Genomic DNA, 25,895 nt, shown 5'->3' with positions numbered 1-25,895 from the left:
AAAGGCCCTCCGGGATCATCCCGAAGGGCCTTCTACCTGGAGCGCGGCCGAGAGGACTCGAACCCCTAACCTTCTGATCCGTAGTCAGATGCTCTATCCATTGAGCTACGGCCGCTTGGCTTGTGCGCCTTGACCTGCTCGGTCTCAGCGACAAGAAGACTCTACCAGAGTCGCACGGTGCTTTTAGCCGTCTGATCGGTGCTCCGAGGCTCGCGGCTCTCGCCCGAGGAGCCAGGGCCTTGCAGGTGGTCCGGTCGGGGTGGTCGGCGTCCTGCGTCGGCGGGCGAGCCGGCGTCGCCACTGCGGTCGGTTGCCTCCGGGCTGGCCTCCCGCCCCCTTCGGGTAGGGGCGGGAGACGTTCTTCGGTGGCTCAGGACAGGGAGACTCGGGCGCCGTCGGAGAAGATCGAGTCGTGTAGTTCGATGGTCTCCGGGGTCAGGTTCTTGGGGATGTCGAACAGGACGACGCCGCGTACGGCATTGCCGGGGTTGATCTTCTCGTAGAAGCTCTTCGAGCCCTCCAGGTAGATGGAGGCGCTGGAGTCGGCTTCGTACTCCTTGCCGTTGGCGTACAGCTTCTGGGCGCTGGAAGTGAAGGCCTGGGCCTCGTCGCCGATGTTCTCGACGGTGATGTGGACGAGCAGGAACACGCCCTGTGCTTCGGCGCCGAGGAACTCGCTGCCGACTCGGGTGCGTCGCTCCGTCTTGGTGACCGTGAAGGCGAACTTGCCGTCCCGGACGGTGCTGCCGATCTTCGGCGCTTTGGCCTTCTTCGGCCGTGAGGTCTCCTGCGTGGCCCCCGGCTCGTCGTCGCCGGCATCGGCCTGGTCGATGGCGGCGCTTGTGGATGAAGGGCTGCCGGCGCTGCCGAGGGCGGCGATGATGGCGGCGCAGCCGCCGAAGAAGATGACGGCCACGACGCCGAGGATGATGAGCACGGTCGGGGCGCTGGACTTTCTGCGGCGCGGCGGCGGGCCCGGCGGATGGCCGTAGCCGGGCTGGTGGGGCGGGTACGGCTGTGACGGAGGCTGGTGGCCGTAGGGGTTCTGGCCGTATGGCTGTGACGGAGGCTGGTGGCCGTAGGGGTTCTGACCGTATGGCTGCGACATCGGAGCCCTTTCCCGATCGGCTGGGGATAGCGATTGGGACGTTCCAATGACGCGTGGGGTTGGCGTGACATGCGCGATCGGTATGGCCGGATGTGGACAGGGGAGCTGGTGAGGCGGGGCTGTGGATACATCGAAGGGTGTATCCACAGGCGGACCTTCGCAGGAGGTCGCGGGGGGTGGGAGGTGGTGGGATGGGGGCATGTTGCGAGCGGTGTTGCCGGCCGGGGTGGCCTTCGTGGTCGGTGTGCTGCTGATCGCGGGGAACGCCTACCTGCCCCGCGGGGTGCCCTCGTGGGTGTTGGTGGGGCCGTTGACGCTGGTCTGTGCCGGGATCGTGGTGCGGCGGCGGGCGCCGCTCGTCTCGCTGGGGCTCGGGGTGGCCGGGATCGTGTTCGACGGGTTCGTGGGGCCGTCGCTGGGGACGGTGCTGCTGTTCACCGACAACCTGTACGCCGCCGCGCTCTACGGCCCCGCTCGCCTCGCCCGCGTGCTGCTGGGCGCCACCGCGGTGCTGACGATCGCGGCGGGGGCGGTGGCCGGGTTCCTCATGGCCGACTGGCGGCAGCTGGCCGTCATGGGGATTCAGGCGGGGCTGGTGCTCATCACGCCGGTCACGACGGCGCTGGTGCTGCGGGAGCAGAGAGACAGGGCGGCGGCGGAGCGGGCGCGGGCCGAGCAGGTCGCGCATCTCGCCGAGCTCGACCGGCAGGCGGCCATCTCGGCCGAGCGTACGCGGATGGCCCGCGAACTCCACGACATGATCGCCAACCACTTCAGCGCCATCGCCATCCAGTCCACGGCCGCGCTGTCCCGTAAGGATCTGGACGCCGCGACGGTTCGGGCGATCATGGAGTCCGTACGCGAGAACAGCGTCAAGGGCATGGCCGAGATGCGGGCCATGATCGGGCTGCTGCGGCAGGAGGGCGACGACAGGGAGAGCGAGGCCACGCGGCCCCGGCTGGCCGACGCGGAGAGCCTGGTGGAGAGGGCCCGGCGGGCAGGGCTGGACGTGGACATGCAGGTCGAGGGGGACGTACGGGAGCTGCCCGCGGCGGTCGACCTGGCCGGTTACCGGATTCTGCAGGAGGCGCTCACCAACGCGATGAAGCACGGGGAGTCGCCCGTGCTGGTGCGGATCGCCTACGAGGACGAAAGGATTTCCGTGCGGGTGGAGAACCGGGTCGGCGGAAGGCGGCCGAGGGGCGTCGAGGGGTTGCCGGGGGCCGGGGCGGGGCTGGTCGGCATGCAGGAGCGGGCGGTGCTGGTGGGCGGCACCTTCGAGGCAGGCCCGGCGGCGGCGGGAGACGACGGGGTCTGGCGGGTGGCGGCGGTGCTGCCCGCCGAGGCCGGTACGGACGACGTGCCGGCTCTTGGTCGGTAAGGGATTGGCTTCGGGTCTCGGCGGAGGTTGATGGTGGCTATTCGGGTGCTGGTCGCTGATGATCATGCGGCGGTGCGGGTCGGCATCGTGCTGATCCTGGGCGGGGCCGAGGACATCGAGGTCGTGGGCGAGGCCGCCGACGGGGTCGAGGCCGTGGCCATGGCTCGGGAGCTGCGGCCGGACATCGTGTTGATGGACGTACGGATGCCGCGCCTCGACGGCATCTCCGCCACCCGCGAGCTGGCGGGAGTCTGTGACGTGCTGATCCTCACGACGTTCGACGTGGACGAGTACGTGTTCGGCGCGTTGCGGGCCGGGGCGGCCGGGTTCCTGTTGAAGAACACCGACGCCGATTCCCTTGTCGAGGCCGTGCGCGTGGTGGCTCGCGGCGACGGGCTCATCTCGCCGGGGGTGACGCGGAAGCTGATCTCGGCGTTCGCCGAGCAGTCGCCGGTACGCAGGGCCGAGAGCGCCGCCGGTCTCGACGCCCTGACGCCTCGCGAACGTGAGGTGCTGGCCTGCATCGCCAGAGGGATGTCCAATGCCGAGATCGCCAGGGAGCTCGACATGGCGGAGGCCACGACCAAGACGCACGTGAGCCGTGTGCTCAACAAGCTGGGGCTGAAGAGCCGGGTGCAGGCCGCGATCTATTACTCGGAGGGCGCGTGACGGGGTAGGTGGGGTGCTGGGCCATAGGGTGTGCGGGGTGAGCGTTTTGTCGTTGCTGTCCGGGTCGTCGTCGGCGTCCCTCTCGATGCGGTACGCGCTCGTCGCCGTCGTGATGGGATCGATCATGACGACCAAGGGGGTGGACCGAGCCGATGACCACGACACCGCCGCCGGGGCCTGCTGAGGAGCCCGAGACGCCGAAGCCGGGACAGGAGGACGCGACGCCTGATCAGGTGACCCCTGAGGAGGAGGTCGCGCAGGTCGGGGAGCCGCAGTTCCTGCCGCCTCCGACCGGGGAGTCGGTCGGCGTGCCGCCCAGCGCCGAGCCGTCCGGCGGGCAGCCGGTGCCGCCGCCTCCCAGCGGCCGGCCGGTGATGATGCCGCCGCCCACTGGTAAGCCCATTGCCATTCCGCCGCCGTCAGGTGTCCCCCAGCCGATGGCGGTCCCGGACGAAGAGGCATCTGGTACGAAGCCGCCGACCGGCCAAGGCACGTCCAATCAAGGCACGTCCAATCAAGGCACACCGGGTCAAGGCGTGCCGGGTCAAGGCGTGCCGGGTCAAGGCGTGCCGGGTCAAGGCGTGCCGGGGCAAGGGGGCGTTTCAGGGCAAGGGGGCGTTTCGGGGGAGCAGGCGCCTTCGGGGGCTGGGCGGCCGACGTTCGTGGCGCCCGACACGCCTTACCCCCTGCCCTCCCAGCAACCGCCCCCGCAAAGCGGCCCCTTGCACGAGGGCGCCTTCCCCGGGCAGGCATCTTACGGACCCGCAGCGGCCCATCAAGGCCAACCACCGCACGGCCAGCCGCCCTACGGGAACCAGCCGTACACGAACCAGCCGCCGTACACGAACCACCCACCGCACGCAGGCCAGCCACAGTACGGAGGCCAGCCGCCGTACCCAGGCCAGCCCCAGGGCCCCTACGGGGGGCCGCCGCCGGGCGGTCAGTACCCGCCACCCACGTTCGGCCCCCCACCACCCCCACCCACCACCACCACCAACACCACCGGCGTCGTGGTCGCCTTCTTCTTCGCCGGCCTGGCCGTCTACAGCGTCCTCAACGCCCTCATCGGCTTCTTCGTCTTCTTCGCCGCCATCAGCGCCCAGGGCAGCTCCAACCCCTACGTCATCGCCGGCACAGTGGTGCTGGCCGCGGTGGGCCTGGTGGCGGGCATCGGGCTGTGCTTCGTCCGCAAGCCGTGGGCGAGAGGCACAGGGTTGGGCCTGATGATCGGGTGGGCGTTGTGGTCGATCCTGTCGGCGGGCTTCTGCACGGGACTCAACCCGGGCCTGTACACCTGACATGCCGTACCACGAGATCTTCGTCGGCCTCGGCGTGCTGGTGGCCGCGGTCGTGTTCGTCAGGGAGGCGCGGGGCAGGGGCGCGCTGAACGAGCAGTCGCTGGTCGCGGTGGCCGGCGCCCTGGTCGGCGGGGCGATCGGGATGCGGCTGGCGGGCTGGATGGAGACGCTGGACCTCAAGGACCTCTGGCTGTACGGCTCGCGCAGCATCCTGGGCGGCCTGACCGGCGCGTACGTCGGCGTGCTGATCGCCAAGCGGGTCATCGGCTACAAGGAGCGCACGGGCGACCTGTTCGCCCCCGCGGTGGCGCTCGGCATGGCGGTGGGCCGCATCGGCTGCCACCTGACCGAGGCGCCGGGACGCCCCACGGACCTGCCGTGGGGCGTGCACGCGCCGCCGACCACCCCGGAATGCCCGGGATGCCTGACCGGCGAGGCCATGCATCCGTCGTTCGTCTACGAGATCATCTTCCAGCTCGCCGCGTTCGTGGCGTTGCGCTGGGCGCGTGAGCGGATGACGCAGCCGGGGGAGCTGTTCACGCTCTACCTGGCGGGGTACGCGGCCTTCCGCTTCCTGGTCGAGTTCACGAGGGCGAACGAGACGGTGTGGCTCGACCTCACCAGACCCCAGTGGTTCCTGCTGCCGGGGCTGGTGCTGCTCGGGGTGCGGCTCGCGTACGGGTGGCGGCGCGGTTACTACGATGCCCTTTTCGAGCGGAAGGTCATGACATGAGTGCTGGGATGGGGCTGCGGGGCGACCGGATCCTGCGGTACGTGAACGCGTTCTGCCCGAAATGCCATGGCCGCGACCTGGAGGAGGTCGAGCGGCTGAGCGGCTATCTGGCCGAGCGGGACGGCCGGGTCTGGCTCGAACGCGGCTGCCGCGAGCACGGGTTGATCAGCACGCTGTACGACGAGGACCCGGAGATCCTCGCGTACCTGGAGGAATGGACCGCCCCCACAAAGCAGCACGTTCCCGACATGTCGGGAAACTTCAGGCCCATCCCCTCCGCCTACCTCCACGGCCTCCCCGAGATGCAGACCCAGCACACCTGCATCCTCCTGGAGGACATCGCCGAGACCTGCAACCTGCGCTGCCCCACCTGCTTCGCCGACAGCTCACCCGACCTGAGCGGCGTCGTCCCGGTCGCGGACGTGCTCGCCAACGTCGACCAGCGGCTCCAGCGCGAGAACGGCAAGCTCGACGTCCTCATGCTCAGCGGCGGCGAGCCCACGCTGCACCCCGAGCTCAAGACCCTGCTCGCCGAGCTGACCGCCCGCCCGGTCACCCGCATCCTCATCAACACCAACGGCGTGCTCATCGCCAAGGACGACTCCCTGCTCGACCTGCTCACCGAGCACAGGGAACGGGTGGAGGTCTACCTCCAGTACGACGGCACGTCGGCCGAGGCGTCCAGGCACCATCGCGGCGGCGACCTGACGAGGATCAAGGCGGACGCCGTACGCCGGCTGTCGGAGCGCGAGATCTTCACCACGCTGGTCATGACCGCCGCGCTCGGGGTGAACGACGGGGAGATCGGCGACGTCGTACGCCTGGCCCTGGACACCCCGTACGTCGGGGGCGTCTCGCTGCAACCCCAGTTCGGCTCCGGCAGGTCGGGCGTCATCGACCCGAACGACCGCCTCACCCACACCGGCGTGCTCAAGCGCCTCGGCCCGCAGACCGACGGGCTCGTGACGTGGCGCGACCTGACCGCGCTGCCCTGCTCGCACCCCCACTGCTGCTCGGTCGGCTACCTGATCCGCGACGACGCGAAGCAGTGGCGTTCGCTGACGGCGTTGATCGGCCACGACCGGCTCAAGGCGAACCTCGGCCTGGTCTCCAACCGCATCGCCGACACCGAGATCCCGCGCGAGCTGCGCATGGCCGTTCAGGAGTCGCTGCTCGGGCTGCTGTCGGAGCAGTCGTCGCTGTCGCATCCGCAGATCGGCGACGTGTGGCGGACCATCTGCGAGAACTGCGACCTCGGCGTCTCCACCCTGCTCACGCTGGCCTCGTCGGCGCTGCCGGGCAGGCGGAAGAAGCTGCGCAGGATGCTGGGCGAGCGGGTGGTGCGGATCACGGTCAAGCCGTTCATGGACCTGTCGACGATGATCGAGGAACGGCTCACGCAGTGCTGCGTGCACGTGGGGACGCGCGCCGAGCAGGACCAGTGCGCGCCGTTCTGCGCGGTGCAGGCGTGGCCGCAGCTGTCGCGCCAGCGGCTCTCGGCGGTGGCGCGGTGACCCGGCAGAGCGGAGGGGCGCAGCCGTACGATCCGCTGCGCCTGTGCGTGTACGCGACGGTCGCGCTGCTCGCCTGGCTGCTCGGGCCGTGGGCGGTGCTGGGGTTCGCGGTGCTCGGGTTCGCCGGTTATTGGCGGGCCAGGCGAGCGGGGCTGTCCAGGAGCAAGTGCGTCCTCCGGGACACCCGGCTCGTGCTGGCCTACCTCGGGCTCATCGGCCTGGCCGCGCTGGCCGCGATCGTCGCGGGACTGCTCTGAGCGGTCACTCGGCGGGAACGTAGAGGCTGAGGGTCTCGGCGACGCAGGCCGGCCGCTTCTCGCCCTCGATCTCGATCGTCATCTTCAGGTTGGACAGGTGGCCGGCCGGGGTGCCCTTGACGTCGGTCAGCTCGGCGACCGCGCGCACCCGCGCGCCCACCGGCACCGGCCTGGGGAAGCGCACCTTGTTGAGCCCGAAGTTGACACCCATGGCGATGCCCTCGACCTTGACCAGCGAGAACATGAACGACGGCAGCAGCGACAGCGTCAGGTAGCCGTGGGCGATCGTGCCGCCGAACGGCCCCTCCTTGGCCCGCTCCACGTCGACGTGGATCCACTGGTGGTCGTCGGTGGCGTCGGCGAAGGTGTTGACCTGCTCCTGGGTGATGGTGCGCCACTCGGTGGGGCCGAACGTCTCGCCGACGGCCGCCTTGAGTTCCTGTACGTTCGCGAAGGTCCGCATGGCCACGAACGCTATTGCCAGGGCGGGACGGCTGCCAACTTCTCGCGGGCGCGCGACGCGCCGAGGACGACCGGGGGCTCCTGGTGTTCCCAAGATCTTTACTCGAAACCATCGCATAGGTGTTCGAGTCCGCGCTACAGTTCTAGGTACCGCAATCGAACAGAGGTTCGGCCTGGTGAGAGGGGGTGTGTCCGATGACGGTGCTCGCGCCCGCCCCTGCTCGGACACGCCGTAGCACTTTCTTCCCAAATCTAAGACGGCCGCTATATCCGGCAATAAAGTCCGAGAGCGTGGACCCTGTGCGAAACCCCTATGCTCCCGGCGCCGGGCAGCGCCCGCCGGAGCTCGCCGGGCGCGATCGCGAGCTTCAGCAGTTCGAGGTCGTGCTGGAGCGGGTGGCCCGCGGCCGTCCCGAGCGCAGCATGGTCGTGACCGGCCTGCGGGGAGTGGGCAAGACCGTCCTGCTCAACACGTTCAAGTCCATGGCCATGCAGCGGCTGTGGGGCACGGGCAAGATCGAGGCCCGGCCCGACCAGTCGATCAGGCGGCCGGTGGCCGCCGCCCTCCACATGGCCATCCGCGAGCTGGCTCCGCGTCACCGCGCGCCCGAGCGCATCGAGGAGTTCCTCGGCGTGCTCAAGGCGTTCGCGATGCGCGACCCGTCCGCGGCCAAGGGCACCTCCCACTGGTCGCCCGGCATCGAGGTGCCCGCCAGCCGCGGGCGCGCCGACTCCGGCGACCTGGAGATCGACCTCACCGAGCTTTTCGTCGACGCGGCGAGCGTGGCCACCGACCTGGGGGTGGGCATCGCGCTGTTCATCGACGAGATGCAGGACGTGCAGCCCGCCGACGTCTCCGCGCTCTGCGCGGCCTGCCACGAGCTGTCACAGTCGGGCGGGCCGCTGATCGTGGTGGGCGCCGGGCTGCCGCACCTGCCCAGCGTGCTGTCGGCGAGCAAGAGCTACTCCGAGCGGCTCTTCCGCTACGCGCGCATCGACAAGCTCGACCGCGAGGCGGCCGACCTGGCGCTGATCCTGCCGGCCCGCGAGGAGGAGGTGGAGTTCACCCAGGAGGCGCTCGACGCCCTCTACGAGGCCGCCGACGGTTATCCCTACTTCGTGCAGGCCTACGGCAAGGTCGCCTGGGACCTCGCGCCGCGCAGCCCCATCACCCTCGAAGACGTGAAGGTCTCCGCGCCCGAGGCCGAGGAAGAGCTCGCGGTCGGCTTCTTCGGCAGCCGCTACGAGCGCGCCACCCCGGCCGAGCGCGACTACATGCACGCCATGGCGCAGATCGGCGACGAGCCAGTGGCCACCGCCGAGGTGGCCGACGCGCTCGGGCGCAAGCCGTCCAGCCTCTCGCCGGCCCGCGACAGCCTCATCAAGAAAGGGCTCATCTACAGCGCCGAGCGCGGCCAGATCGCGTTCACGGTGCCGCACTTCGGCAAGTTCCTGCGTGCTCAGCCCATCTGAGCGACGCCCCTAGACCTCTATTGGGCTGTCTAGTGGGGAAGCTAGACAGCCCAATAGAGCTATATCGCCATGCCTGTCGAGCGAAATCTAACGCTGTCTAGCGTCAGGCCGATACTGGCGTATATTCCGCGAGAGGCTCGCTGTCCTGCGCGCTGACCACGGCCATCCGCACCGCCGGGCGCCGCCCGCTGAGGTAGACCGCGAAGACCACGTCGTCGCCGTCGTTGTTGCGGAAGGCGAAGAAGCGCCAGCACAGCTCCCGCCAGCTGTCGTACGGCTGCGCCGACACCAGCTCCGCCCGGCTCGCCCGCCAGACGCCACTCGACCTGAGCCGCGACAGGGTGACCGACTCTGCCGGGCCGCGGCGCTGCTCGCAGGGGGCGCGGAAGCGTACGCGGTCGATCAGCTCCTCCACCTCGGGCGACAGCAGCACGAGCAGGGCCACGCCGGCGGCGGCGTACCACGACAGATGGAACACCGACACCCAGCCGGGCACCGGCGCCCACACCGACAGCACCGCCATGCCGGTCAGCACCACCGTGCGGCCGATCGAGCGCAGCCCGACCGGGGCCGAGCTCACCTCGCCGAAGCAGCCGCAGCCCGCGTCGGGCCGCCGCCTGCGCAGCTCCAGCAGCACGTACGTGGACAGCGCGAAGAACGCCACCGTGCCCCACCGGAACAGCGGATGCGTCGTCACCAGCAGCCCCGTGGCCAGCGCCAGCTCGGCCGCCGCGCACACCAGCAGCGCGGGAGCCTGCATGCGCCCCGGCACCAGCACCGCGGGCCCGAGCCTCGACAGCGAACCCGGCTCACCCCCGGAGGTCACCGTGCCCACCTTCGCCACCGTGCCGAGGGCGAGCATGACGATCAGGAGCGGGAGCTGTGATTCAAGCACGAACGTCACCCCAATCCGATCTGCGCATTGAAGCACCCTTTGATGAGCTCGCCGCCGAGTTCGACGTACGAGGAGGGTGAGAGCTCCGCGATCCGCCCGCGCGGGGAGGTGTCGCACTCGACGCACCGGTCGCAGAACCGCCCCGCCACGCACCCGCACGCCACCACGGGCACGTTGGCCGAGCGGCTCGTGCACACGTTGCGCACCTGCAGCAGCGAGCCGAGCGCGAGGTACGGCAGGCCCGCGCACGACACCCCCGCCTGCGGGCAGCCGGTGTCGGCGCGCTCCAACATGGGGTACGCCGCGCCGCGCTCTTCCTCGTCGAACGTGTCGGACCAGGTGGCCGTGCCCGCGATGCGGGACTGGGCGCCCGCGTACGCCGGCGGCGGAGGCGGCACCGTCCGCGCCGGGTAGGGCGGCTGCGAGGTGGCGGGCAGCAGCGCGAGACCGGCGCCGTCCTGCCGGATGCCGATCGCGTCGAACAGGTAGCCGGGTTCGAACAGCGGATGGCGCACCTGGAGGCGGCCTGAGGCGCGGTAGGGGATGACGACCGTACGGTGGCCGCGGTGCGGGCCGCAGTCGAGCTCGACGGTCAGGTCACGGCGGCCCTGAATGGACAGGATCGTTCCGGTGATGCGGGTGGTGTCGGCCCAGATGCGATCGACCACCCGGCCCTCGCGCATGGCCCGCATGAGCACCATGCAGCCCACGGGCAGGTCGGCGGGCGCCACCTCGGAGCCGTGCCACGCGGTGGCCCAGGGCGCGATCACGAGGCGCTCCTCGGCGCCGCCCGGGGTCTCGATGGTGATCAGGTGCGGGCTGACGTCGAGCACCTCGCCGGCCACGGCCCGCAGCGGCTCGCCGGTGCCCGCGTCGGGGCCGGGAACGCCCCCCTCGCGGCCGAGCGCCGCCGCGGCGAGCACCCTGCGACGCTCAACGCTCGGATAGCCCATCAGCCCTCCCTCGCCTCGGGTACTAGGGTCACACGACTCAGAGGCTGATCACGCCGTGGCGGCGGGGATGAGAGCAAAATCCGCATCCCTGGGGAAGTGCCTTCACCTACGGCGTCGTACAAACCGCCACCAACCTTGACCTACCTTTGTCTGCGGTGGGCCGAAACCTGAATTGCGGTTCGGGCACAAATGGGCATCAGGCTGCGATTCTGGCCACGATGCAGACCACCGGCTGGGAAGACGAGTTCCGCGAGTACGTCAGGGCGCGCGGTCCCGCGCTGCTGCGCCAGGCGCATCAGCTCACCGGGCACCCGCTCGACGCGGAGGACCTGTTGCAGAGCGCGCTCACCAAGACGTACCTGGCCTGGCACCGCATCGAGGACCGCGGGGCGCTGGACGGATACGTACGGCGGGCCATGGTCAACATCAACATCTCGCAGTGGCGGCGGCGCAAGGTGGAGGAGTACCCGTCCGACGACCTGCCGGAGGTCGTGCACCACCACCACGAGCCGGTCGGCGAGGTGCACGAGGCGCTCGAACAGGCGCTGCGCGAGCTGCCCGAACGCATGCGCGCCGCGATCGTGCTGCGCTACTACGAGGACATGACCGAGCCCGAGATCGCCAAGACGCTCGGGATCAGCGTGGGAACGGTCAAAAGCACGGTCTCGCGGGCGATGGCCAAGCTCAGGAACGCGCTGGCAGGCTAGGGTCGGCGGCGCCGGCGCCGGCGCCGGCGCCGGCGGCCCCGGCGGCCCCGGCGGCCCCGGCGGCCCCGGCGGCCCCGGCGGCCCCGGCGGTGGCGCAGGGGCGGACCACCTGCCGGATCTTGCGCAGGCTCGCCAGGAACGCCTCCAGCTCGTCCTTTTCGAGCTGGCCGGTGAACAGGTCTTCGATGTCCTGTACGTGCTTGGGCAGCACGAGCTCCAGCCGGTCGTGGCCCTCGACGGTGAGGGCGGCGTAGGAGGCCCTGCGGTCGGCGGAGCAGGCCTCCCTGCGGACCAGGCCCTCGCGTTCGAGCCGGTCGACGACCCTGGTCACCCCGCTGGTGGACAATCCCGTCTGGGCGGCCAGGTCGCTCATGCGCAGGCGACGGCTAGGGGAACGTGCCAAGCGGATGAGCGCCTCGAAATCGACGTCCGACAACCCCGCGGCGTTGAGTGCCGGCGCGAAGCGGTCCATCAAGCCCGCGTGCACCTCGTGCAGGAGTCCGATCGCCGTCACCCGGGGGTCGTCCACGTTCATCACATTCATACCTTAGCCGACGATAGTTGACGGAAGGAATATTCCTCGGGTAGAAAGTTGTTGCCGCAGACATCCACGTAACAACCGTCCTTCCAAGGAGAACCCCGATGTCCACCCGTACCTGGGAGTCCCTGACCATCCCCGCCGCCGGGGCGTACACCATTGACGCAGCGCACACGAACGTCGGCTTCGTCGTCAAGCACATGATGGTCAGCAAGGTCCGCGGCCACTTCGGCACGTTCAGCGGCTCGGTCACGATCGCCGAGAACCCGCTCGAGTCGTCCGCCGAGCTCACCATCGAGACCGCCAGCATCGACACGGGCATGCCCGACCGTGACGGCCACCTGCGCAGCGACGACTTCCTGTCGGCGGAGAAGTTCCCGGCCATCACGTTCAAGAGCACCCGCGTGACCGGCCACTCGGGCGACGAGTTCACCGTCGTCGGCGACCTCACCATCCGCGACGTCACGCGCGAGGTCGAGCTCACGGTCGAGTACGGCGGCGCCGGCACCAACCCGTGGGGCCAGGCTGTGTGGGGCTTCTCGATCACCACGGAGTTCGACCGCGAGGACTTCGGCCTGACCTGGAACCAGGCGCTGGAGACCGGTGGCGTGCTGGTGGGCAAGAAGGTCAAGATCGAGATCGAGGGCGAGGCCAACCCGGCCGCCTGACCCGTCGTTTTTGTGGGCCCTGGCATGACCGACAGATCCGGAACGCCTGGGACCTCCTGTGGAAAACTCAGTTATCCACAGCCCCTGAAGCCCGCCCCAACTCGGGCGGGCTTCATCCACAGGCAGTTACCCACAGCCTGTTGATAACTCGCCGAGGCGGCCCACGAACCAATCGCTTTGCCGCCTCGCCAGAAGGCCGGTACGCTGTGCTGAGCCGCACTGGCTCCCAGGAGGATTCGCCTAGTCAGGTCTATGGCGCCGCACTGCTAATGCGGTTTGGTCTTACCGGCCATCCGGGGTTCAAATCCCCGATCCTCCGCAGATGAGAGGCCCTTCCCCGAGTGATCGGGGAAGGGCCTTTTTGATCTCTGCGGGCATCAGGGTTGCAGTTTGGGTCGCGGCGGTGTGCCGGGCGTCGTGGACCCGGACGTTCCTGGCGCCGGCCTGCTTGAGGATGGCCTGCCCGACCTTCCAGTCCTCAGTCCGCTCGATGGGAGGCGAGCCGGTTCAGCCCGTGGCGAGCCAGGAGCGGCACGATCCGAGCTGAACCGCTGGGCAGGTCCGGTGGAAATCTCAGCGTGGCATTGCCCGAGCGTGCTGCGCCGAAAGGGCCGCCCATCGCTCCACATCGCCTGGCCGACCTCGTGGCGGGCATGCGGATTGCTCGCTCACCTGTACATCCCCGTATGAAGAGGCCGGCGACTCCGTTGGAGGGGTTCCAGAGGACTTGTTCGCCGACCTTGAAATATCGACTCATGTCTTCCTCGTTCCACCACGGTCCGGCTCCCGACGGGGTCCGCGGGTTCTCCCACAGCGACCGCTCTCCTGCGTTCGCCCTCAGATGGCGCGCCACAGCCAATCTAATGGTTTGTGGTTGTCTCAAGGGCGATCCCCAGAGTGTTCAGGTCCAGAATTGGATCTTGTAGAGCTCGATCCGAGCGATTGCGTCAGGGAAGTCGGGCTCGTGTTCGGTCCGAAGGACCTTGGTGGCTACCCGTGTGGACCAGGTGGTATCGCCTTGCCCAAGGTCGAACTCCATATCGTGCGAAGATTCAGCCGCCCAAGCTTCGGCGCCGATCAGTCCGGATGTCAGTGTGAGCCGGCCGGTCCAAAGCTCTTCCCAGTCATCAACAGGTGGCGGCCCATCCCACCGCTCGAACCGGTTGTGGACCATCTCCCAGTAGGGACGGTATGCCGTTCGGATGATGAGCCCGTCGTGCCCGGCTGCGATCCTGCCGGCCGGTGGTTCCCTTTCTCCTTCGACCGCCGAGCCCACTGTTTGGCCGTCGAGGACGCCGGCGACGACGAAGACTCTGAAATCGGGCGTCACCTCGCCCGTGAGCGCGCTGAGAAGACTGCTCATCGTCACTCCCGTTCCCAGTGCAGGCCGCCGGAGCCAAGCCGATCTCACGGCGAGGAGTCGAGAACTCGGACACAGCATGATCGTATGGTCCTGACCGCCGCCTCGTGGGCTCCCTTTTGATCGCTGTGGGTTCGCCGCCGCCCATCGAGGGAGTCCCTCATCCTCCGCACGTGAAAGGCCCTCTCCCGTACTTGGAGAAGAGGGCCTTTGTGATCTTGAGGGACGTCCTCAGGAGTCGAGTGCGTGTCCTGTCGTCGCGTCGATGTGGTCGGGGATCTCGGCGTGGCGGTCGCCGACCGTCGGTGTCCCAGTGGGCTCGAACATGAGGATCGCGGCTCCGGCGGGCGCGGACGGCTTGTGCTCCGTACCACGGGGGACGGTGAAGACCGCGCCCGTGGGGAGCCGGACCGTGCGCTCCCCGTCGGGCTCGCGCAGGGAGATGTGCAGTTCTCCATCGAGAACCAGGAAGAACTCGTCAGTGTCGTCATGGACGTGCCAGATGTGCTCGCCCTCGACCTTGGCGACGCGTGCGTCGTAGTCGTTGACGCGCGTGACGATGCGCGGGCTCCACAGGGCGTCGAAGGAGGCGAGGGCCTCACTGAGGGCGATGGGTTCGATGCTCACGCATCCATGCTGGTCCAGCGAGCGCGCTCTGCGTGAGTGCTAGGAATAGCATATGACGCAAGGATCCTCGCACGTTGACCATGCCGCCGGGTTGCACCGGGTCGTCGTGATCGTGGACGAGAACTCCAACCCGTTCGAGCTGGGCTGCGCGACCGAGGTCTTCGGCCTGCGCAGGCCCGAGCTCGGACGCGATCTCTACGACTTTCGCCTGTGCTCCCCCGAGCCGCGCACCCTGATGAGGGACGGGTTTTTCACGCTCACGGGCGTCGCCGGCCTGGAAGCGGCCGAATCGGCGGATACGTTGATCGTCCCGAACCGTCCCGACGTCGAGGTGCCCCGCAGAGCCGCCGTGCTCGATGCCATCCGGCGGGCGCATGCCCGCGGCGTTCGCCTGGTCGGCTTCTGCAGCGGTGCTTTCACCCTGGCCGAGGCAGGGGTCCTCGACGGGCGCCAGGCCACCGCACACTGGCAGTGGGCGGACTCCTTCCGGGCCCGCTTCCCTTCCGTCCGGCTCGAAACAGACGTGTTGTTCGTGGACGACGGCGACATCCTCACGGCCGCGGGCAGCGCAGCCGCGCTCGACCTCGGCCTGCACATCGTCCGCCGCGATCACGGCGCGGAAGTCGCCAACTCCGTGAGCCGGCGGCTCGTCTTCGCCGCCCACCGCGACGGCGGGCAACGGCAGTTCGTGGAGCGGCCCGTGCCCAAGGTGCCGGACGAGTCCCTGGCGCCCATCCTCGCCTGGGCCCAGGAGCGTCTGGACGCCCCGCTCACGGTGTCCGACCTCGCGGCGCGCGCCTCGGTCAGTCCGGCCACCCTGCACCGCCGCTTCCACGTACAGATGGGCACCACACCGCTGGCGTGGCTGACCGGCGAGCGACTCGCCCTGGCCTGCCGGTTGATCGAGCGGGGCGAGCCACGCTTCGAGACGGTCGCGCGGCAGAGCGGGCTGGGCACCGCCGCCAATCTGCGTGCGCTGATGCGTCGCAAGATCGGGCTCACTCCGTTGGAGTACCGGCGTCGATTCGGGCCGGGGATCGACCGTGCCAAGATCGGCCAGGAAAAGATGCGCCCGCCAACAGGGGGATGAGAACTGATGGGGTTCTTCGGTGCCTACCTCTACGACGGGGTGCGGTGGGTGGAGTGCGAGCCTCGGCGAGGTCGGTGGGGAGTACGCATTCGTCGCGAGAACCGGGTGATTCTGCCTGTGAGGGCGTGCAAGCATGCGGGCCATGGTGGCGTTACCGACGCGCGCGGAGGTCGAAGCCCATTTCGAAGGGCTGCTCCGGGGCGACATGACTCGGGAGGAAGTGGATCGGTGGGCGGCGCAGTTCGTGGCCGCCGACATGGTCGAGGGGCACGATGAGCCGGTGTGGGAGGCGTTGATGCATCTCTGCGGCGTCGACTTGCGTTCCGGCCCAGATGAGGATTACTTCCACGACGACGAACAGATTGCCGGGTGGCTCGATGAGTTTCGTAGGCGGGCCCGGGTTGAACGCCGCCGCGATTGAACGCTGTGCCTGACCCCGCAAATCTTCTCTTGAAGGCCGCACGGCTGTGTTCCGCCGACGTACGGACTGAGTTCGGCGCTGACGTCGTCGGTTACGTGGCGCATGATGAGTGGGAGATGGCGCTCGTCCTTCTCCAGGAGCTGGGTGATGTGCAGCCGTGCCCGCCTGCGTTCTGGACGCTGCTGGCGGATGTCGCCCGCCTGCTGTGGCTCGAATCGGATGTGGTCTGGTACGAGTGGCGGCGGAGCGAGGCGTCCGCGGGTGCCTTCCTTGCTGAGCTTTCCTTGCACGATGGAGGGCGTGCGACGGCGATCCCGCCCGGCAGGCTTCTCCGGCCCATGTGGGACATCGGTCTGCCCACGGGAGAGTTCGCCATCGCCGGTCTTTGGGTGGAGGGGCGTGTTGCGCTGGAGCCGGGAAGATGTGCGCGGGTGCGGTTGGTCCCGTTGACTCCTGAGTATTGGGGACATCTCGTGCCGGGGGATGTGGTCACGATGCATGAGACGAGGGTGGCCGCTGGGAGTGCGCGCATCGTCCAGGTCGTGCCGCCCGTGCCGATGGCTTCCTAGCCGTCCTCGGGGTGCCTCGTCGGAGCGGTTGAGCCCCAGTCCCAGAGGGCTTGCAGGACGGGGCCGAGGCTGCGGCCGTGGGGGGTGAGGGTGTAGTGGACGCGGGGTGGCCAGCCTGGCTCGCGGTGGCGGGTGAGGATGCCGGCGTTCGTCAGGTGTGCCAAGCGGTCAGAGAGCACCTTGTCCGACAGATCCGGAAGGGCTTCGCGGAGTTCTGAGAAGGTGTGGTCGCCTTTCAGGAATTCCCGGATCACCAGGGTCGTCCAGCGGCCGTGCAGGGCCGCGAGGGTGATCTCCACGGGGCAGGACGGGGTGGGGGCCGGGACGTTGGCCCGCGGGTCGTCGGGCAGGCCCGGCCGGGCCGGGTGACTGACTGTTTGGTGAGTCACGAGGGCGCCTCCTAGCGTTGCCGCGTCTACGGAAAGGACATGGTGATGCTTGCCGAACGTCCCGAGGACGTGCCTCTCGTTTTCGCCGAGTTGTTCAACAGCGGGGATCCGGAGAAGGTGGCTCAAATCTACGAGAGCGGGGCGGTGTTCGTGCCGGAGCCGGGGGCGCCGCTGACCGGGCGGGAGGCGTACGACGCCAACGCCCGGTTCCAGGGGCTCGGGGTGCCGATCACGGTTCGGCCGCGGCACGTCTACGCCACGGGCGACGTCGCGTTGCTGATCGTCGACTGGGTCATCGACGGCACCGACCGTGACGGCCGCCCCGTGCACATCGAGGGGACCGCCACGGACGTCGCCAGGAGGGGGCCCGACGGGAGGTGGCGTTACGTCGTCGACAACCCCTTCGGAGCAGCCCCTGAATCAGTGGCCTCCTGAGTCAGCGGGGGCGGCGGTACCGCAGCTCGACGATCCCGCTGCTGGACGGGGCGCTGGAGATCAGCTCCAGCTCGTACGACTTCGGGACGCCGTCGAAGAGGCGGGTGCCCTCACCGGCGACATACGGGAACATGCTCACGCGCAGCTCGTCGAGCAGGTCCCGCTGCATGAGGGAGTGCCAGAGGCGGACGCCGCCCCAGACGATGATGTAGCCGTCGCCGCCCTGCCGCAGCCTGTCGATCTCCTCTGTGGTGTCGCCGGCGGCGATGGTGGTGTTGGCCCACTCGGCCGTCCGCATCGTCCGGGAGAAGACGACCTTGCGGCCGCTGGTCAGGAGGTCGGAGAACGGGTGGTCGGGGGAGGTCAGCATGGCCTTGGACGTGCCCTCGTACGTGGTGCGGCCCATGACGTGGGCGTAGGCGCCGCGCAGGAACGCGAGGTAGGCCTCGTCGTCGGGCCGGCTGTTCTCCGGCAGGCTGAAGCAGAACTTCCAGAAGTCGGTGTCCTGGTCGGCGAGCAGGCCGTCGAGGGAGTAGTTGAAGACCGTCGCTATCAGTTTCCGCATGATCGGGACTCCCGGGGGTCGCGGTTGTCGAGCGACCTTGGTGTCGCTCGTGCTTATGACGGCTCTTCCGCCGGGAAGTCATCGGGGAGTTCGTCGTAGCCGATGAAGGTGAACATGCGTCGGCCTGGCAGCAGGGGGCGGGGCTGCGACGTGAAGCGGTGGACGCCGACGCCGAAGCCGGCCTCCGGGGGTGACACCCACTCGCGTTCGAAGCCGCGTTCCTCGAACCAGCGGCAGATCAGCGGCACCCGGTCGGGAGCCTGGCGGTGGCGGGTCCAGATGACCACGCCGTCGGTGGTGCACAGCTGGGGGCAGGTGTCGATGGTGCGTTCTATGTCCTCGTCCGTGATGTTGCCGAACACGCCGCAGACGAGGACGATGTCGGCGGGCGTCAGGTCCTGGTAGTGGTCGGTGAGTGCGGCGTCGGCCGTCAGCACCTCGACCTGGTCGAGTCCGTGCGACGCGATCGCCTCCGAGGCGATCGCGGTGTTGTGCGGGTCCAGTTCGACCAGGCGGGCGCGGACGTCGTCGCGGCGCGGGTGCTCGGCGAGCACCTCCAGCACGTCGCGGCCCTGGCCCGAGCAGAGGCTGATGAGCCGCAGCGGGCCGGGCGGGGAGGCGTCGAGTGCGAGGCGGATGCGTTCTTGGACGACGTGTAAGCGCTGCGCCAGGTAGGAGCCGGGGACGTCGTACTGGTCGTGCCAGGTCAGCCAATCCATGGTCGAAGCCTACGAGGACGCCTGGCGGTGTTCCTCGCTCAGTTCGATGATCTGCACGTAGTTGCCGTCCGGGTCGATGGCGGTGGCGAAGAGGCTGCCGTCGCGGTCCTCCAGGTCGGCGAGCCACTGGGTGCCGGCCTGCTCCATGCGGGCGGCGACCGCGCGGGCGTCGGGGACGTCGAAGTTCAGGATGACCCGCCCTGGCTCCGGGTTCTTGTCGGCGATGTCCTGACGGGTGTCGATAAATAGATAAAAATCGCCGAATTTCAGCACCCGGTAACCGTTGACCTCGGTGCTGTCCGACGGGTCGAGGGCGGTGGCGTACCAGGTGCGGAGACGTTCCGGGTCGGTGCTGGACAGGAGGAGACTGCCGAGTACGGGTCGTTGCATGGCGGGAGGTCCTTTCTCTCGGTCATGCAGACCTGTCGGGAGACCGAAACTCATCGCGCCTCAGCATGACGATCAGTGCGTACGCCCCCAGGACGGCCATCCCGGCCCAGCCCGGCAGCGGGTGGTAACCCGTCGAGGGCGCGTAGTGGGCCGTCACCTGCGGATACTCGACCAGCGTCTGCTTGATGGCGAATCCGGCGGCCGGCGTGACCCGCAGCAGCCACTCGGCGACCGGGTCAGGAAGCAGCGGGAACGCCGTCAGGATGGCGGGGAGCGCGATCAGGGCCACCCCTAGGAGCAGGCGGAAGCGGCCCAGCCCGTGGGCGATGACCGTGCAGAGCGCGAGCGCCAGAGAGCAGCCCACGATCACGCGAAAGGCGGTGAGCAGCGAATCCGGTGATTGCGCCAGGATGACGGTGCCGATCGCCAGCAGGCCGGTGACGAACGTGGCGGTCGCGACGGTCTTCGCGGAGCGGGCGCCCAGCACAACCAGGATGAGGAGGGCGAGGGGCAGTCCCACCAGGGAGCTCTCGATGGCACGGGCGCCCTCCTCGGGCAGCGGCCCGATGTCACCGGTGCCGCTGATCTTGATGGTGCCGTCTTTCGACACGACCCCGGACGCGTTGTGGTGCTTCTCCCAATCGGTCTCGTTCATGGAACCGACGGAATCGCTGCCCCAGCCGCCGGCGGAGCCTTCGACGGTGACGTGGTCGAAGACGCCGACGGCCTGTGTGAAGCGGACCTCCTCGATCGTCCCGCCGAGCCCTGTCTCGCGCAGGGTGAGATCGCCGGGCGAGGCGGCGAACAGCCCCACCCGTACGGTCTCCGGCAGCCCTTTGAGGGTGGCCGAGGCGGCGCGGTCCCAGCGGGCGCCGTCGGCGGAGGTGTAGCCGGTGATCACGTCGCCGGACCGGGTCAGGCGCAGCCAGCGCGCGGTGCCTGGGACGGCGGCGTCGTGCAGGTAGTCGTGCTGGAACCGGAGGCCGTGCCGCCCGGTCATCATGAGCGCGGCGTACGAGGAGCCCTGGCGCAGCCCGTCCTTGACGATGATCCCGGTCTTGGCCCACGGCACCAGCCCGGACACGATCCGGTCGTGGCGCGGCGGCGGGTAGGTGATCGTCCCGGTCATCGCGGCGAGCCGGACGGTGATGGCGCCCTCGCGGCCCAGCTCCCGGTGGAAGAACCAGAAGCGGTCGCTGACGGCGGTGCCGTCCGCGGCGACGATCGGGTCGGGGCAGAAGCCGGAGCAGGACGCGGGCGACAGGCCGGGCACGATGATGGCGGCGGCCGCGAGGGCCAGGGCGATCAGGCGTCCAGGACGGAGGAGAGGGATCATGGGGTTGGTTCTACGAAGCGGCGCGTAACGCGAGCAGAACCGGTGCTGTCACGCTGCTGTTAGGTTCCGCAGGGCATGCTGGCAGGATGATCGGGCCGCGCAGTGGGACCGTCGGCGCACGGTTCACGATGTTGTACGCCACCGTGTTCCTCCTGTCCGGCGTCGCGCTGCTGACCCTGTCCTTCTTCCTGTCCGGCGGCGTGGAAGTCAGCGTCCCGGCGGGAGGCGTGCCAGGGCAGAGCGCGGACCAGCGCATCAGGGAGTTGGAGGAGCGGCTGGCGGCGGCGTACGACGAGCAGGCGCAGCGGCTGCTGATCGGCTCGATGCTGGCCATGGCGGTGATGGCGGTCGTCTCGGTGCTGGTGGGCCGGATGCTGGCCAAAAGGGTGCTGCGCCCGTTGCGCGACATCACGGCCGCCACCCGCCGCATCTCCTCCGACACCCTGGACCGGCGGCTGGCCGTCACGGGCCCGGCCGACGAGGTCAAGGATCTGGCCGACACCATCGACGGCCTGCTCGAACGGCTGGAGGCGGCGTTCACCGCGCAGCGGCGCTTCGTCGCCAACGCCTCCCACGAGCTGCGCACACCGCTCGCGACCATGCGGGCCTCGCTCGACGTCGCGGTGGCCAAGCCCGACCCCGGCCCCTCGACGGTGGCGCTCGCCGCCCGCCTCAGAAGGCAGCTCGACCGCGTCGATCACCTGGTGAACGGCTTCCTTGCGCTGGCCAGGGCCCAGCACGGGGCGCTGGCGAAGGCCGAGAGCATCGACCTCGCGGACCTCGTACGGGCCGCACTCGCGGAAAGGGACGTGAAAGACCTGACGGTGACGACCGACGTGCGGACGACAACGACGGGCGACCCCGAGCTGCTGGCCCGGCTGGTGGACAACCTGGTGGACAACGCGGTACGCCACAACGAGGACGGCGGCTTCATCGAGATCACCGGCACCGGGCGAACGCTGGTCGTCGAGACCGGCGGCCCCGTCCTCGACCAGCGGGAGGTGGACAGATTGGCGCGCCCCTTCGAACGCCTCGGCAGGGAACGCACCGGCTCGTCGGGCCTGGGCCTGTCGATCGTGGCCGCCGTCGCCGAGGCCCACGGGGGCAGGCTCGACCTGCTCGCCCGCCCCTCGGGCGGCCTGCGCGCGACGGTGACGCTGCCGGCATGAGGGTCCTGGTGGTCGAGGACGACGACGCGCTCGCCGAGGTCGTCGCAGAAGGGCTGCGCGACCAGGGGATGGCGGTGGACGTCGCGTACGACGGGCTCGCCGCGGCCGCCAAGCTGGACGTCAACGCGTACCACGTCGTGGTCCTCGACCGGGACCTGCCGGGACTGCACGGCGACGTCCTGTGCCAGATGGTCACCGAGCGGTCGGAGCGGCCGATGGTGCTGATGCTGACCGCGGCCGGCGAGCCCGACGAGCGGGTCAGCGGCCTCGCGCTGGGCGCGGACGACTACCTCGCCAAGCCCTTCCACTTCCCCGAGCTGATCCTGCGCATCCAGGCGCTGGCCCGCCGCCGCCCGGACGCGCGCCCCCGCACGCTGCGGGTGGCGGGCATCGCGCTCGACCCGGTACGCAGGACCGCCGTGCGGGACGGGCGGCGGCTGGAGCTGTCGGTGAAGGAGTTCGCCGTGCTGGAGGCGCTGCTGCGGGCCAGCCCCGGCTTCCTGAGCGCCGAACTGCTGCTCGAACAGGTATGGGACGAGAACGCCGACAGCTTCACCAACACCGTGATCGTCACCGTGGGCCGGCTGCGCCGCAAGCTCGGCGACCCGCCGATCATCGAGACCGTCCGCGGGGTCGGCTACCGCGTCGCGTGAACGCCGAAGCGGCGCGCCCTGGGAGGGGCGCGCCGCGCGGGTCCTGCAAGGAGGGGTCAGCCGGTGCGGAGCGTGAGGCCGTACACGCTCAGCGCCTCGTTGACCGGCTGGTGGTACGTCGTGCCGCCGATGCTGCAGTTGCCCGACCCGCCGGAGGTCATGCCCTGCGCCTGGCTGCCCGAGATGAACGAGCCGCCGGAGTCACCGGGCTGGGCGCACGCGCTGGTCCTGGTCAGGCCGCTGACGGTGCCCTGCGAGTAGCGGACGCTGGCGTTGTGCTGCTGGATGGTGCCGCAGCGCCAGCCGGTGGTGGAGCCGGAGCGGCAGATGGACGAGCCCACGGCCGCCTGGGTAGAGCCGCGCACGGTCACGTTGGCGCCGCCGGAGCCGCGCACGTACGGGGTGACGGTGTTGTTCGGGGCGGCGACCCACGCGTAGTCGTTGCCCGGGAACGACGAGCCCTGGAAGGTGCCGGTGGGCTGCGTCGTGCGGGAGCCGGCCCGGCCGCAGTGGCCCGCGGTGACGAAGCCCGGTGTGCTGCCGCGGGTGACGGCGAAGCCGACGCTGCAGCGGCTGGAGCCGATGTAGTAGGCGGCGCCGCCGATGATGTTGATGTACGGCTTGGGCTGCTCGGCCGTCGCGGACACGGTGACGGCGTTGCGGTCGACGCCCGCGGCGTCGGCGAGTGCCTCGGCGGCCTCGACGGTCGGCGCCTGGACGGAGACGGTGTTGGTCTTGACGTCGACGTACCAGAGTGCCGCGCCGGCCTTGGCCTTCTCCGGGGCCTGGTCGAGCTGCTGCATGATGCCGTTGAGCTGCGCGAGCGAGCGCTTGACCATGACCGGCTGCGCGCCCTGCGCCTCGATGGCGGGGGCGGCGGCGGGGTCGGTGGTGGCGACGTTCAGCTTGCTCGCGTCGTCGTTCAGCCAGGCGCCGCCGAACGTGCCGCCCAGGTCGCTGGACAGGTTCTTCTCGGTGACGGCGGCTCGCTCCTCGTTCTTGAGGCGGGTGACGACCTGTGCTTCCGACAGGCCGAGGTCGCGCTCCAGAGCGTCGATCATCTCGGGGGGTGCGGAGGGGGAGGCGGATTGAGGTGCTGGGTCAGCTAATGCTGGGCTGATGGGGGTGGCCAGGCAGACGGCGAGGATGATGCCGCCCGTCAGCGCGCAGCGCTTACTCAACATGTGCACTCCTCGGGTGGGGGTGCTGTCAAGTTAACGGCTGCGGCGGCCCATGCTCAGATACCAAACGGACACTATTTCGGTGTTATGACGCCTTTTCGGTCATAGGTGGCAAGGGTGAGATTTCTGCCTTAAAGGTGAAGGACCTGCTGGCTGGATAGGGTGCCGTGGCTGGAGGTGTTCTCTGTGCGTAATGGTGTTCGTCACGTGCTCGGCGCCGGCGCAGGACTGCCGGCCACGCCGCTGATCGCGGCGGGCTTTCTCTACTCCGCGAGTCAAGATCCTGACTGGCTCGCCACGGGCGCGCTCGTCGCCGCCATGGTGCTGGTGGGCGCGCTCTGCGGGTCGCGGATCTCGCCGCTCGCCTCGCTGGTGCCCGGCCTGGCGTTCGCCGGTACGGCGATCTTCGCCCGTACGCCGTGGGCCGGGCAGGTGCGGGCCGACTACGCGCAGGCGTACCTCGACCTCATCGACCCCTGGTCGCTGCCCGCGGGGGCGGTGCTGCTGGCCGCGTCGATCTTCCCCGCGCGCTGGCGGGGCTCGGAGCGGCCGGAACCGGTCCTCGTCGAGGAGCAGGCTCCGGCGCCGCCGCCGCTGCCCAAGCGCATCCCGTCACGCTACTGACGGGCGCGGGCGGTGAGCAGGGCGATCAGCACGTACGGCAGGGCCAGCAGCGCGAACGTCGTCCCGTTGAGCGCGTACGGCGACAGCGCGCCGTACACGCCATAGAGCCCCAGCGTCACCACGCTCGTGCCGAGCCCGGCGACCGAGGTCACCGTGGCCCGCGCGGGCCCGGTGATGCGCTGCTGCAGCCGCACGTCGGCGAGCACCCCGGCGAGCTGGAACGCCCCGAACGCCAGCGCGATCAGCACGAACCCCGCCACGTGCCGGCTGAGCGCCCCCGCCGCCAGGGCGAGCGCGGCGAGGCCCAGCAGCAGCCCGTACGCCCGGGGCGGCAGCCGCTCGGCGGGCCCGGCCAGCAGGCCGCCCGCGGTGATGCCCAGCGTGACGAGCAGCACCAGCAGCGGCACCGCCGCCTCGGGCACCCCTGTTTCGAGCGCGAGGTAGGGGATGTACTCCTCCAGGCCGCCCCAGAGCGCCGCCACGAAGGCGACCAGCAGCACCGCGTGCGTGACCCGCCGGTCGGCCCTGGTCTGGGCGATGCCCTCGCGCAGCACGGCGAGGTAGGACGGCGCGACCCGGCGTACGCGGTGCTCGGGCAGCGTCAGGGCCGTGGCCGAGCACAGGAGGCAGGTCAGCACGCTGGCCACCGCCACGGCGGGATGCCCGCCCGCCGCGAACACGGGCACCGCCACCGCCATGGCGGCAGCAGTGGCGATCATGCTCGCCGCGGTGGCCCGGCCGATGACGGTGGCGTAGCGGCCGGCCTGGTCACGCCGTTCGAGCTCCTCGTACGCGAGGGCCTCGTAGGAGCCGGAGATCAGCGTCTCGCCCGCGCCCCAGAGCACGAAGCCCACCGCGAACGCCCAATAGGACGGGAACACCACCCACAGGGCGAAGCCGGCCCCCGTCAGCAGCGGGCCGAGGACGAGCAGCAGGCGGCGCGAGACGGCGTCGGCCCAGGCGCCGGACGGGATCTCCAGCACCAGGCCCGTCAGGGACCAGATGGCGAACAGGCTGGAGACCTGGGCCACGGAGAGACCGGTATCGGTGAACAGCAGCGCGTATACCGGATAAAGCAGGATGAATTCGCTGAGGAACGCGTACGCGTACAACGATGCGACGAGCATGAGACCTTCCACGGGATCGAACGGACACTCCGAGCGCTCGTCGCCTCGGAGGACCGCGCGCCCCGCGCGGGTCTCGGGTTATGCATCAATGTCGCCAGGTCATGTGAACGATTCTAGGTCACCGATCCGCTCGCGGAAGGGCCTGCGTTCGAGAGCCTTCAACGTGGCCGCCATGACCTGGGCGAGCGGGGCCGGCAGCTCGGCGTCGAGCTCGGCCATGGCGCGCGTGGTCGCCGCCCACTCGGCCTCGATCAGCGGCAGCGCGGCGCGGGCCTTCTCGGTCAGATGGACGATGCGGTGGCGGGCGTCGGAGCCCTTCTCCAGCGTGACGAATCCGGCCCGCCGCATCTGCACCACGGTCTGGCTGGCCGCCGAGTGGCTGACGCCGATCGCCTTCGACAGCGCGCCGATGGTCATCGGGCCGTCGGCGACCAGCGTGCGGACGACGGGGGAGAAGCGCGGGCGGTAGTCGGGCAGGCCGTGGCCGGCGTAGATCTCCGCGATGGCGCCGTCCATCAGCTCGTGCACGTGCCGCATCAGGGTGCCCAATCCGCTCACGGTCGGCAAGGTAACAGGATCTCGCC

The 25,895-nt window shown here is 69.7% G+C and carries 33 protein-coding genes and 2 tRNA genes; 18 read left to right on the top strand and 17 right to left on the bottom strand.

What is annotated here, in order from left to right; translation table 11 throughout:
- Positions 1 to 42: 42 nt before the first annotated feature.
- Both ACFFR3_RS35960 and ACFFR3_RS35955 read right to left on the bottom strand, forming a co-directional pair.
- Positions 43 to 115, bottom strand: a tRNA-Arg gene (locus tag ACFFR3_RS35960).
- 255 nt (positions 116 to 370) lie between these two features.
- The gene (locus ACFFR3_RS35955) at positions 371 to 1,108 is read right to left on the bottom strand and encodes a DUF4352 domain-containing protein (protein WP_345393633.1); all 738 of its coding nucleotides are present in this window, start codon (positions 1,106 to 1,108) and stop codon (positions 371 to 373) included.
- Between the two features lie 199 nt (positions 1,109 to 1,307).
- Between ACFFR3_RS35955 and ACFFR3_RS35950 the strand changes: the two genes are divergently transcribed.
- Genes ACFFR3_RS35950 through ACFFR3_RS35940 form a run of 3 tightly spaced genes read left to right on the top strand, consistent with a single transcriptional unit; the run spans position 1,308 to position 3,342 of the window.
- Entirely contained in the window at positions 1,308 to 2,489 is a 1,182-nt protein-coding gene (locus ACFFR3_RS35950) for a sensor histidine kinase (protein WP_379484592.1), read from the top strand.
- A 30-nt stretch (positions 2,490 to 2,519) separates the two neighbouring features.
- Positions 2,520 to 3,158 (top strand): response regulator, encoded by a 639-nt coding sequence (locus tag ACFFR3_RS35945; protein WP_379484591.1) that lies wholly within the window; start codon positions 2,520 to 2,522, stop codon positions 3,156 to 3,158.
- Positions 3,159 to 3,195: 37 nt separating this feature from the next.
- Positions 3,196 to 3,342 (top strand): hypothetical protein, encoded by a 147-nt coding sequence (locus ACFFR3_RS35940; protein ID WP_364368386.1) that lies wholly within the window; start codon positions 3,196 to 3,198, stop codon positions 3,340 to 3,342.
- 45 nt (positions 3,343 to 3,387) lie between these two features.
- On the opposite strand, the gene ACFFR3_RS35935 is transcribed toward ACFFR3_RS35940, so the two are convergent.
- The gene (locus ACFFR3_RS35935; RefSeq protein ID WP_364368383.1) at positions 3,388 to 3,561 is read right to left on the bottom strand and encodes a hypothetical protein; all 174 of its coding nucleotides are present in this window, start codon (positions 3,559 to 3,561) and stop codon (positions 3,388 to 3,390) included.
- Between the two features lie 607 nt (positions 3,562 to 4,168).
- On the opposite strand from ACFFR3_RS35935, the gene ACFFR3_RS35930 reads away from it, so the two are divergent.
- From ACFFR3_RS35930 to ACFFR3_RS35915, 4 genes are read left to right on the top strand one after another with little or no spacing between them, the layout of a single operon-like run.
- Positions 4,169 to 4,456: a hypothetical protein gene (locus tag ACFFR3_RS35930; RefSeq protein ID WP_345393645.1), complete on the top strand. Its 288-nt coding sequence runs from the start codon at positions 4,169 to 4,171 to the stop codon at positions 4,454 to 4,456.
- A gap of 1 nt (position 4,457) precedes the next feature.
- Positions 4,458 to 5,189, top strand: coding sequence for a prolipoprotein diacylglyceryl transferase (locus ACFFR3_RS35925; protein WP_345393648.1), 732 nt, complete (start codon positions 4,458 to 4,460; stop codon positions 5,187 to 5,189).
- Entirely contained in the window at positions 5,186 to 6,703 is a 1,518-nt protein-coding gene (locus ACFFR3_RS35920) for a radical SAM protein (RefSeq protein ID WP_364368380.1), read from the top strand. The genes ACFFR3_RS35925 and ACFFR3_RS35920 overlap by 4 nt, the downstream gene beginning before the upstream one ends.
- Positions 6,700 to 6,960, top strand: a complete 261-nt coding sequence (locus tag ACFFR3_RS35915) for a hypothetical protein (RefSeq protein ID WP_364368377.1) — start codon at positions 6,700 to 6,702, stop codon at positions 6,958 to 6,960. Before ACFFR3_RS35920 ends, ACFFR3_RS35915 begins: the two co-directional genes overlap by 4 nt.
- A 4-nt stretch (positions 6,961 to 6,964) precedes the next feature.
- On the opposite strand, the gene ACFFR3_RS35910 is transcribed toward ACFFR3_RS35915, so the two are convergent.
- Positions 6,965 to 7,423 carry a MaoC family dehydratase gene (locus ACFFR3_RS35910; RefSeq protein ID WP_345393655.1) on the bottom strand — a complete coding sequence of 153 codons (459 nt, stop codon included), beginning with the start codon at positions 7,421 to 7,423 and terminating at the stop codon, positions 6,965 to 6,967.
- A gap of 290 nt (positions 7,424 to 7,713) precedes the next feature.
- On the opposite strand from ACFFR3_RS35910, the gene ACFFR3_RS35905 reads away from it, so the two are divergent.
- Positions 7,714 to 8,895 (top strand): DUF8462 domain-containing protein, encoded by a 1,182-nt coding sequence (locus ACFFR3_RS35905; protein WP_355416186.1) that lies wholly within the window; start codon positions 7,714 to 7,716, stop codon positions 8,893 to 8,895.
- A gap of 103 nt (positions 8,896 to 8,998) precedes the next feature.
- Here the strand turns inward: ACFFR3_RS35905 and ACFFR3_RS35900 are convergent, their stop codons facing one another.
- The gene (locus ACFFR3_RS35900) at positions 8,999 to 9,790 is read right to left on the bottom strand and encodes a MauE/DoxX family redox-associated membrane protein (RefSeq protein WP_364368373.1); all 792 of its coding nucleotides are present in this window, start codon (positions 9,788 to 9,790) and stop codon (positions 8,999 to 9,001) included.
- Positions 9,791 to 9,795: 5 nt separating this feature from the next.
- The gene (locus tag ACFFR3_RS35895) at positions 9,796 to 10,743 is read right to left on the bottom strand and encodes a hypothetical protein (protein WP_364368370.1); all 948 of its coding nucleotides are present in this window, start codon (positions 10,741 to 10,743) and stop codon (positions 9,796 to 9,798) included.
- A 218-nt stretch (positions 10,744 to 10,961) separates the two neighbouring features.
- Here ACFFR3_RS35895 and ACFFR3_RS35890 point away from each other — a divergent pair, with 218 nt between their 5' ends.
- A complete protein-coding gene (locus ACFFR3_RS35890) occupies positions 10,962 to 11,450 on the top strand; it encodes a SigE family RNA polymerase sigma factor (protein WP_345393664.1) in 489 nt (162 codons plus the stop codon).
- Here ACFFR3_RS35890 and ACFFR3_RS35885 read toward each other — a convergent pair.
- Entirely contained in the window at positions 11,428 to 11,985 is a 558-nt protein-coding gene (locus ACFFR3_RS35885; protein WP_379484590.1) for a MarR family winged helix-turn-helix transcriptional regulator, read from the bottom strand. The genes ACFFR3_RS35890 and ACFFR3_RS35885 overlap by 23 nt on opposite strands.
- Positions 11,986 to 12,092: 107 nt before the next feature.
- Between ACFFR3_RS35885 and ACFFR3_RS35880 the strand changes: the two genes are divergently transcribed.
- Together ACFFR3_RS35880 and ACFFR3_RS35875 are read left to right on the top strand one after the other, a co-directional pair.
- Positions 12,093 to 12,656: a YceI family protein gene (locus ACFFR3_RS35880; RefSeq protein ID WP_345393670.1), complete on the top strand. Its 564-nt coding sequence runs from the start codon at positions 12,093 to 12,095 to the stop codon at positions 12,654 to 12,656.
- A 229-nt stretch (positions 12,657 to 12,885) separates the two neighbouring features.
- A tRNA-Ser gene (locus ACFFR3_RS35875) sits at positions 12,886 to 12,975 on the top strand.
- Between the two features lie 582 nt (positions 12,976 to 13,557).
- Here ACFFR3_RS35875 and ACFFR3_RS35870 read toward each other — a convergent pair.
- Together ACFFR3_RS35870 and ACFFR3_RS35865 are read right to left on the bottom strand one after the other, a co-directional pair.
- Entirely contained in the window at positions 13,558 to 14,019 is a 462-nt protein-coding gene (locus tag ACFFR3_RS35870) for a hypothetical protein (protein ID WP_345393673.1), read from the bottom strand.
- A gap of 228 nt (positions 14,020 to 14,247) precedes the next feature.
- Positions 14,248 to 14,643 carry a cupin domain-containing protein gene (locus tag ACFFR3_RS35865; protein WP_345393676.1) on the bottom strand — a complete coding sequence of 132 codons (396 nt, stop codon included), beginning with the start codon at positions 14,641 to 14,643 and terminating at the stop codon, positions 14,248 to 14,250.
- A gap of 52 nt (positions 14,644 to 14,695) precedes the next feature.
- On the opposite strand from ACFFR3_RS35865, the gene ACFFR3_RS35860 reads away from it, so the two are divergent.
- From ACFFR3_RS35860 to ACFFR3_RS35850, 3 genes are all read left to right on the top strand, one after another.
- Positions 14,696 to 15,733, top strand: a complete 1,038-nt coding sequence (locus ACFFR3_RS35860; RefSeq protein WP_364368358.1) for a helix-turn-helix domain-containing protein — start codon at positions 14,696 to 14,698, stop codon at positions 15,731 to 15,733.
- Between the two features lie 142 nt (positions 15,734 to 15,875).
- A complete protein-coding gene (locus tag ACFFR3_RS35855) occupies positions 15,876 to 16,154 on the top strand; it encodes a YxzC family protein (RefSeq protein ID WP_345393682.1) in 279 nt (92 codons plus the stop codon).
- A gap of 5 nt (positions 16,155 to 16,159) precedes the next feature.
- Complete coding sequence (locus tag ACFFR3_RS35850; protein ID WP_379484589.1) at positions 16,160 to 16,723, top strand: hypothetical protein; 564 nt, start codon at positions 16,160 to 16,162, stop codon at positions 16,721 to 16,723.
- Here ACFFR3_RS35850 and ACFFR3_RS35845 read toward each other — a convergent pair.
- The gene (locus tag ACFFR3_RS35845) at positions 16,720 to 17,112 is read right to left on the bottom strand and encodes a winged helix-turn-helix transcriptional regulator (protein WP_364368352.1); all 393 of its coding nucleotides are present in this window, start codon (positions 17,110 to 17,112) and stop codon (positions 16,720 to 16,722) included. The genes ACFFR3_RS35850 and ACFFR3_RS35845 overlap by 4 nt on opposite strands.
- Positions 17,113 to 17,157: 45 nt before the next feature.
- Between ACFFR3_RS35845 and ACFFR3_RS35840 the strand changes: the two genes are divergently transcribed.
- The gene (locus tag ACFFR3_RS35840) at positions 17,158 to 17,547 is read left to right on the top strand and encodes a YybH family protein (RefSeq protein ID WP_379484588.1); all 390 of its coding nucleotides are present in this window, start codon (positions 17,158 to 17,160) and stop codon (positions 17,545 to 17,547) included.
- 1 nt (position 17,548) lies between these two features.
- On the opposite strand, the gene ACFFR3_RS35835 is transcribed toward ACFFR3_RS35840, so the two are convergent.
- From ACFFR3_RS35835 to ACFFR3_RS35820, 4 genes are read right to left on the bottom strand one after another with little or no spacing between them, the layout of a single operon-like run.
- On the bottom strand, positions 17,549 to 18,112 hold the full coding sequence (locus ACFFR3_RS35835) for a dihydrofolate reductase family protein (protein WP_379484587.1): 564 nt from the start codon (positions 18,110 to 18,112) through the stop codon (positions 17,549 to 17,551).
- 53 nt (positions 18,113 to 18,165) lie between these two features.
- Positions 18,166 to 18,831, bottom strand: coding sequence for a class I SAM-dependent methyltransferase (locus tag ACFFR3_RS35830; RefSeq protein ID WP_379484586.1), 666 nt, complete (start codon positions 18,829 to 18,831; stop codon positions 18,166 to 18,168).
- A 9-nt stretch (positions 18,832 to 18,840) separates the two neighbouring features.
- A complete protein-coding gene (locus ACFFR3_RS35825) occupies positions 18,841 to 19,221 on the bottom strand; it encodes a VOC family protein (RefSeq protein ID WP_364368340.1) in 381 nt (126 codons plus the stop codon).
- 22 nt (positions 19,222 to 19,243) lie between these two features.
- A complete protein-coding gene (locus tag ACFFR3_RS35820; RefSeq protein ID WP_379484585.1) occupies positions 19,244 to 20,557 on the bottom strand; it encodes a DUF1349 domain-containing protein in 1,314 nt (437 codons plus the stop codon).
- 128 nt (positions 20,558 to 20,685) lie between these two features.
- On the opposite strand from ACFFR3_RS35820, the gene ACFFR3_RS35815 reads away from it, so the two are divergent.
- Together ACFFR3_RS35815 and ACFFR3_RS35810 are read left to right on the top strand one after the other, a co-directional pair.
- On the top strand, positions 20,686 to 21,726 hold the full coding sequence (locus ACFFR3_RS35815) for a sensor histidine kinase (protein WP_364368334.1): 1,041 nt from the start codon (positions 20,686 to 20,688) through the stop codon (positions 21,724 to 21,726).
- Positions 21,723 to 22,379, top strand: a complete 657-nt coding sequence (locus tag ACFFR3_RS35810) for a response regulator transcription factor (RefSeq protein WP_345393709.1) — start codon at positions 21,723 to 21,725, stop codon at positions 22,377 to 22,379. Before ACFFR3_RS35815 ends, ACFFR3_RS35810 begins: the two co-directional genes overlap by 4 nt.
- Positions 22,380 to 22,435: 56 nt before the next feature.
- Here the strand turns inward: ACFFR3_RS35810 and ACFFR3_RS35805 are convergent, their stop codons facing one another.
- The gene (locus ACFFR3_RS35805) at positions 22,436 to 23,563 is read right to left on the bottom strand and encodes a S1 family peptidase (protein ID WP_364368331.1); all 1,128 of its coding nucleotides are present in this window, start codon (positions 23,561 to 23,563) and stop codon (positions 22,436 to 22,438) included.
- A gap of 183 nt (positions 23,564 to 23,746) precedes the next feature.
- Here ACFFR3_RS35805 and ACFFR3_RS35800 point away from each other — a divergent pair, with 183 nt between their 5' ends.
- Positions 23,747 to 24,184, top strand: a complete 438-nt coding sequence (locus ACFFR3_RS35800; RefSeq protein WP_379484584.1) for a hypothetical protein — start codon at positions 23,747 to 23,749, stop codon at positions 24,182 to 24,184.
- Here the strand turns inward: ACFFR3_RS35800 and ACFFR3_RS35795 are convergent.
- Both ACFFR3_RS35795 and ACFFR3_RS35790 read right to left on the bottom strand, forming a co-directional pair.
- Complete coding sequence (locus ACFFR3_RS35795) at positions 24,178 to 25,311, bottom strand: MFS transporter (RefSeq protein WP_345393721.1); 1,134 nt, start codon at positions 25,309 to 25,311, stop codon at positions 24,178 to 24,180. The genes ACFFR3_RS35800 and ACFFR3_RS35795 overlap by 7 nt on opposite strands.
- Before the next feature lie 99 nt (positions 25,312 to 25,410).
- Positions 25,411 to 25,869 carry a MarR family winged helix-turn-helix transcriptional regulator gene (locus ACFFR3_RS35790; protein WP_345393724.1) on the bottom strand — a complete coding sequence of 153 codons (459 nt, stop codon included), beginning with the start codon at positions 25,867 to 25,869 and terminating at the stop codon, positions 25,411 to 25,413.
- Between the last annotated feature and the right edge of the window lie 26 nt (positions 25,870 to 25,895).

The sequence above is a fragment of the Nonomuraea salmonea genome (assembly GCF_042428605.1).
GTDB lineage: Bacteria > Actinomycetota > Actinomycetes > Streptosporangiales > Streptosporangiaceae > Nonomuraea > Nonomuraea salmonea.
Note: the sequence above shows the minus strand (reverse complement) of the source record. Positions and strands in the feature narration are given on the sequence as shown.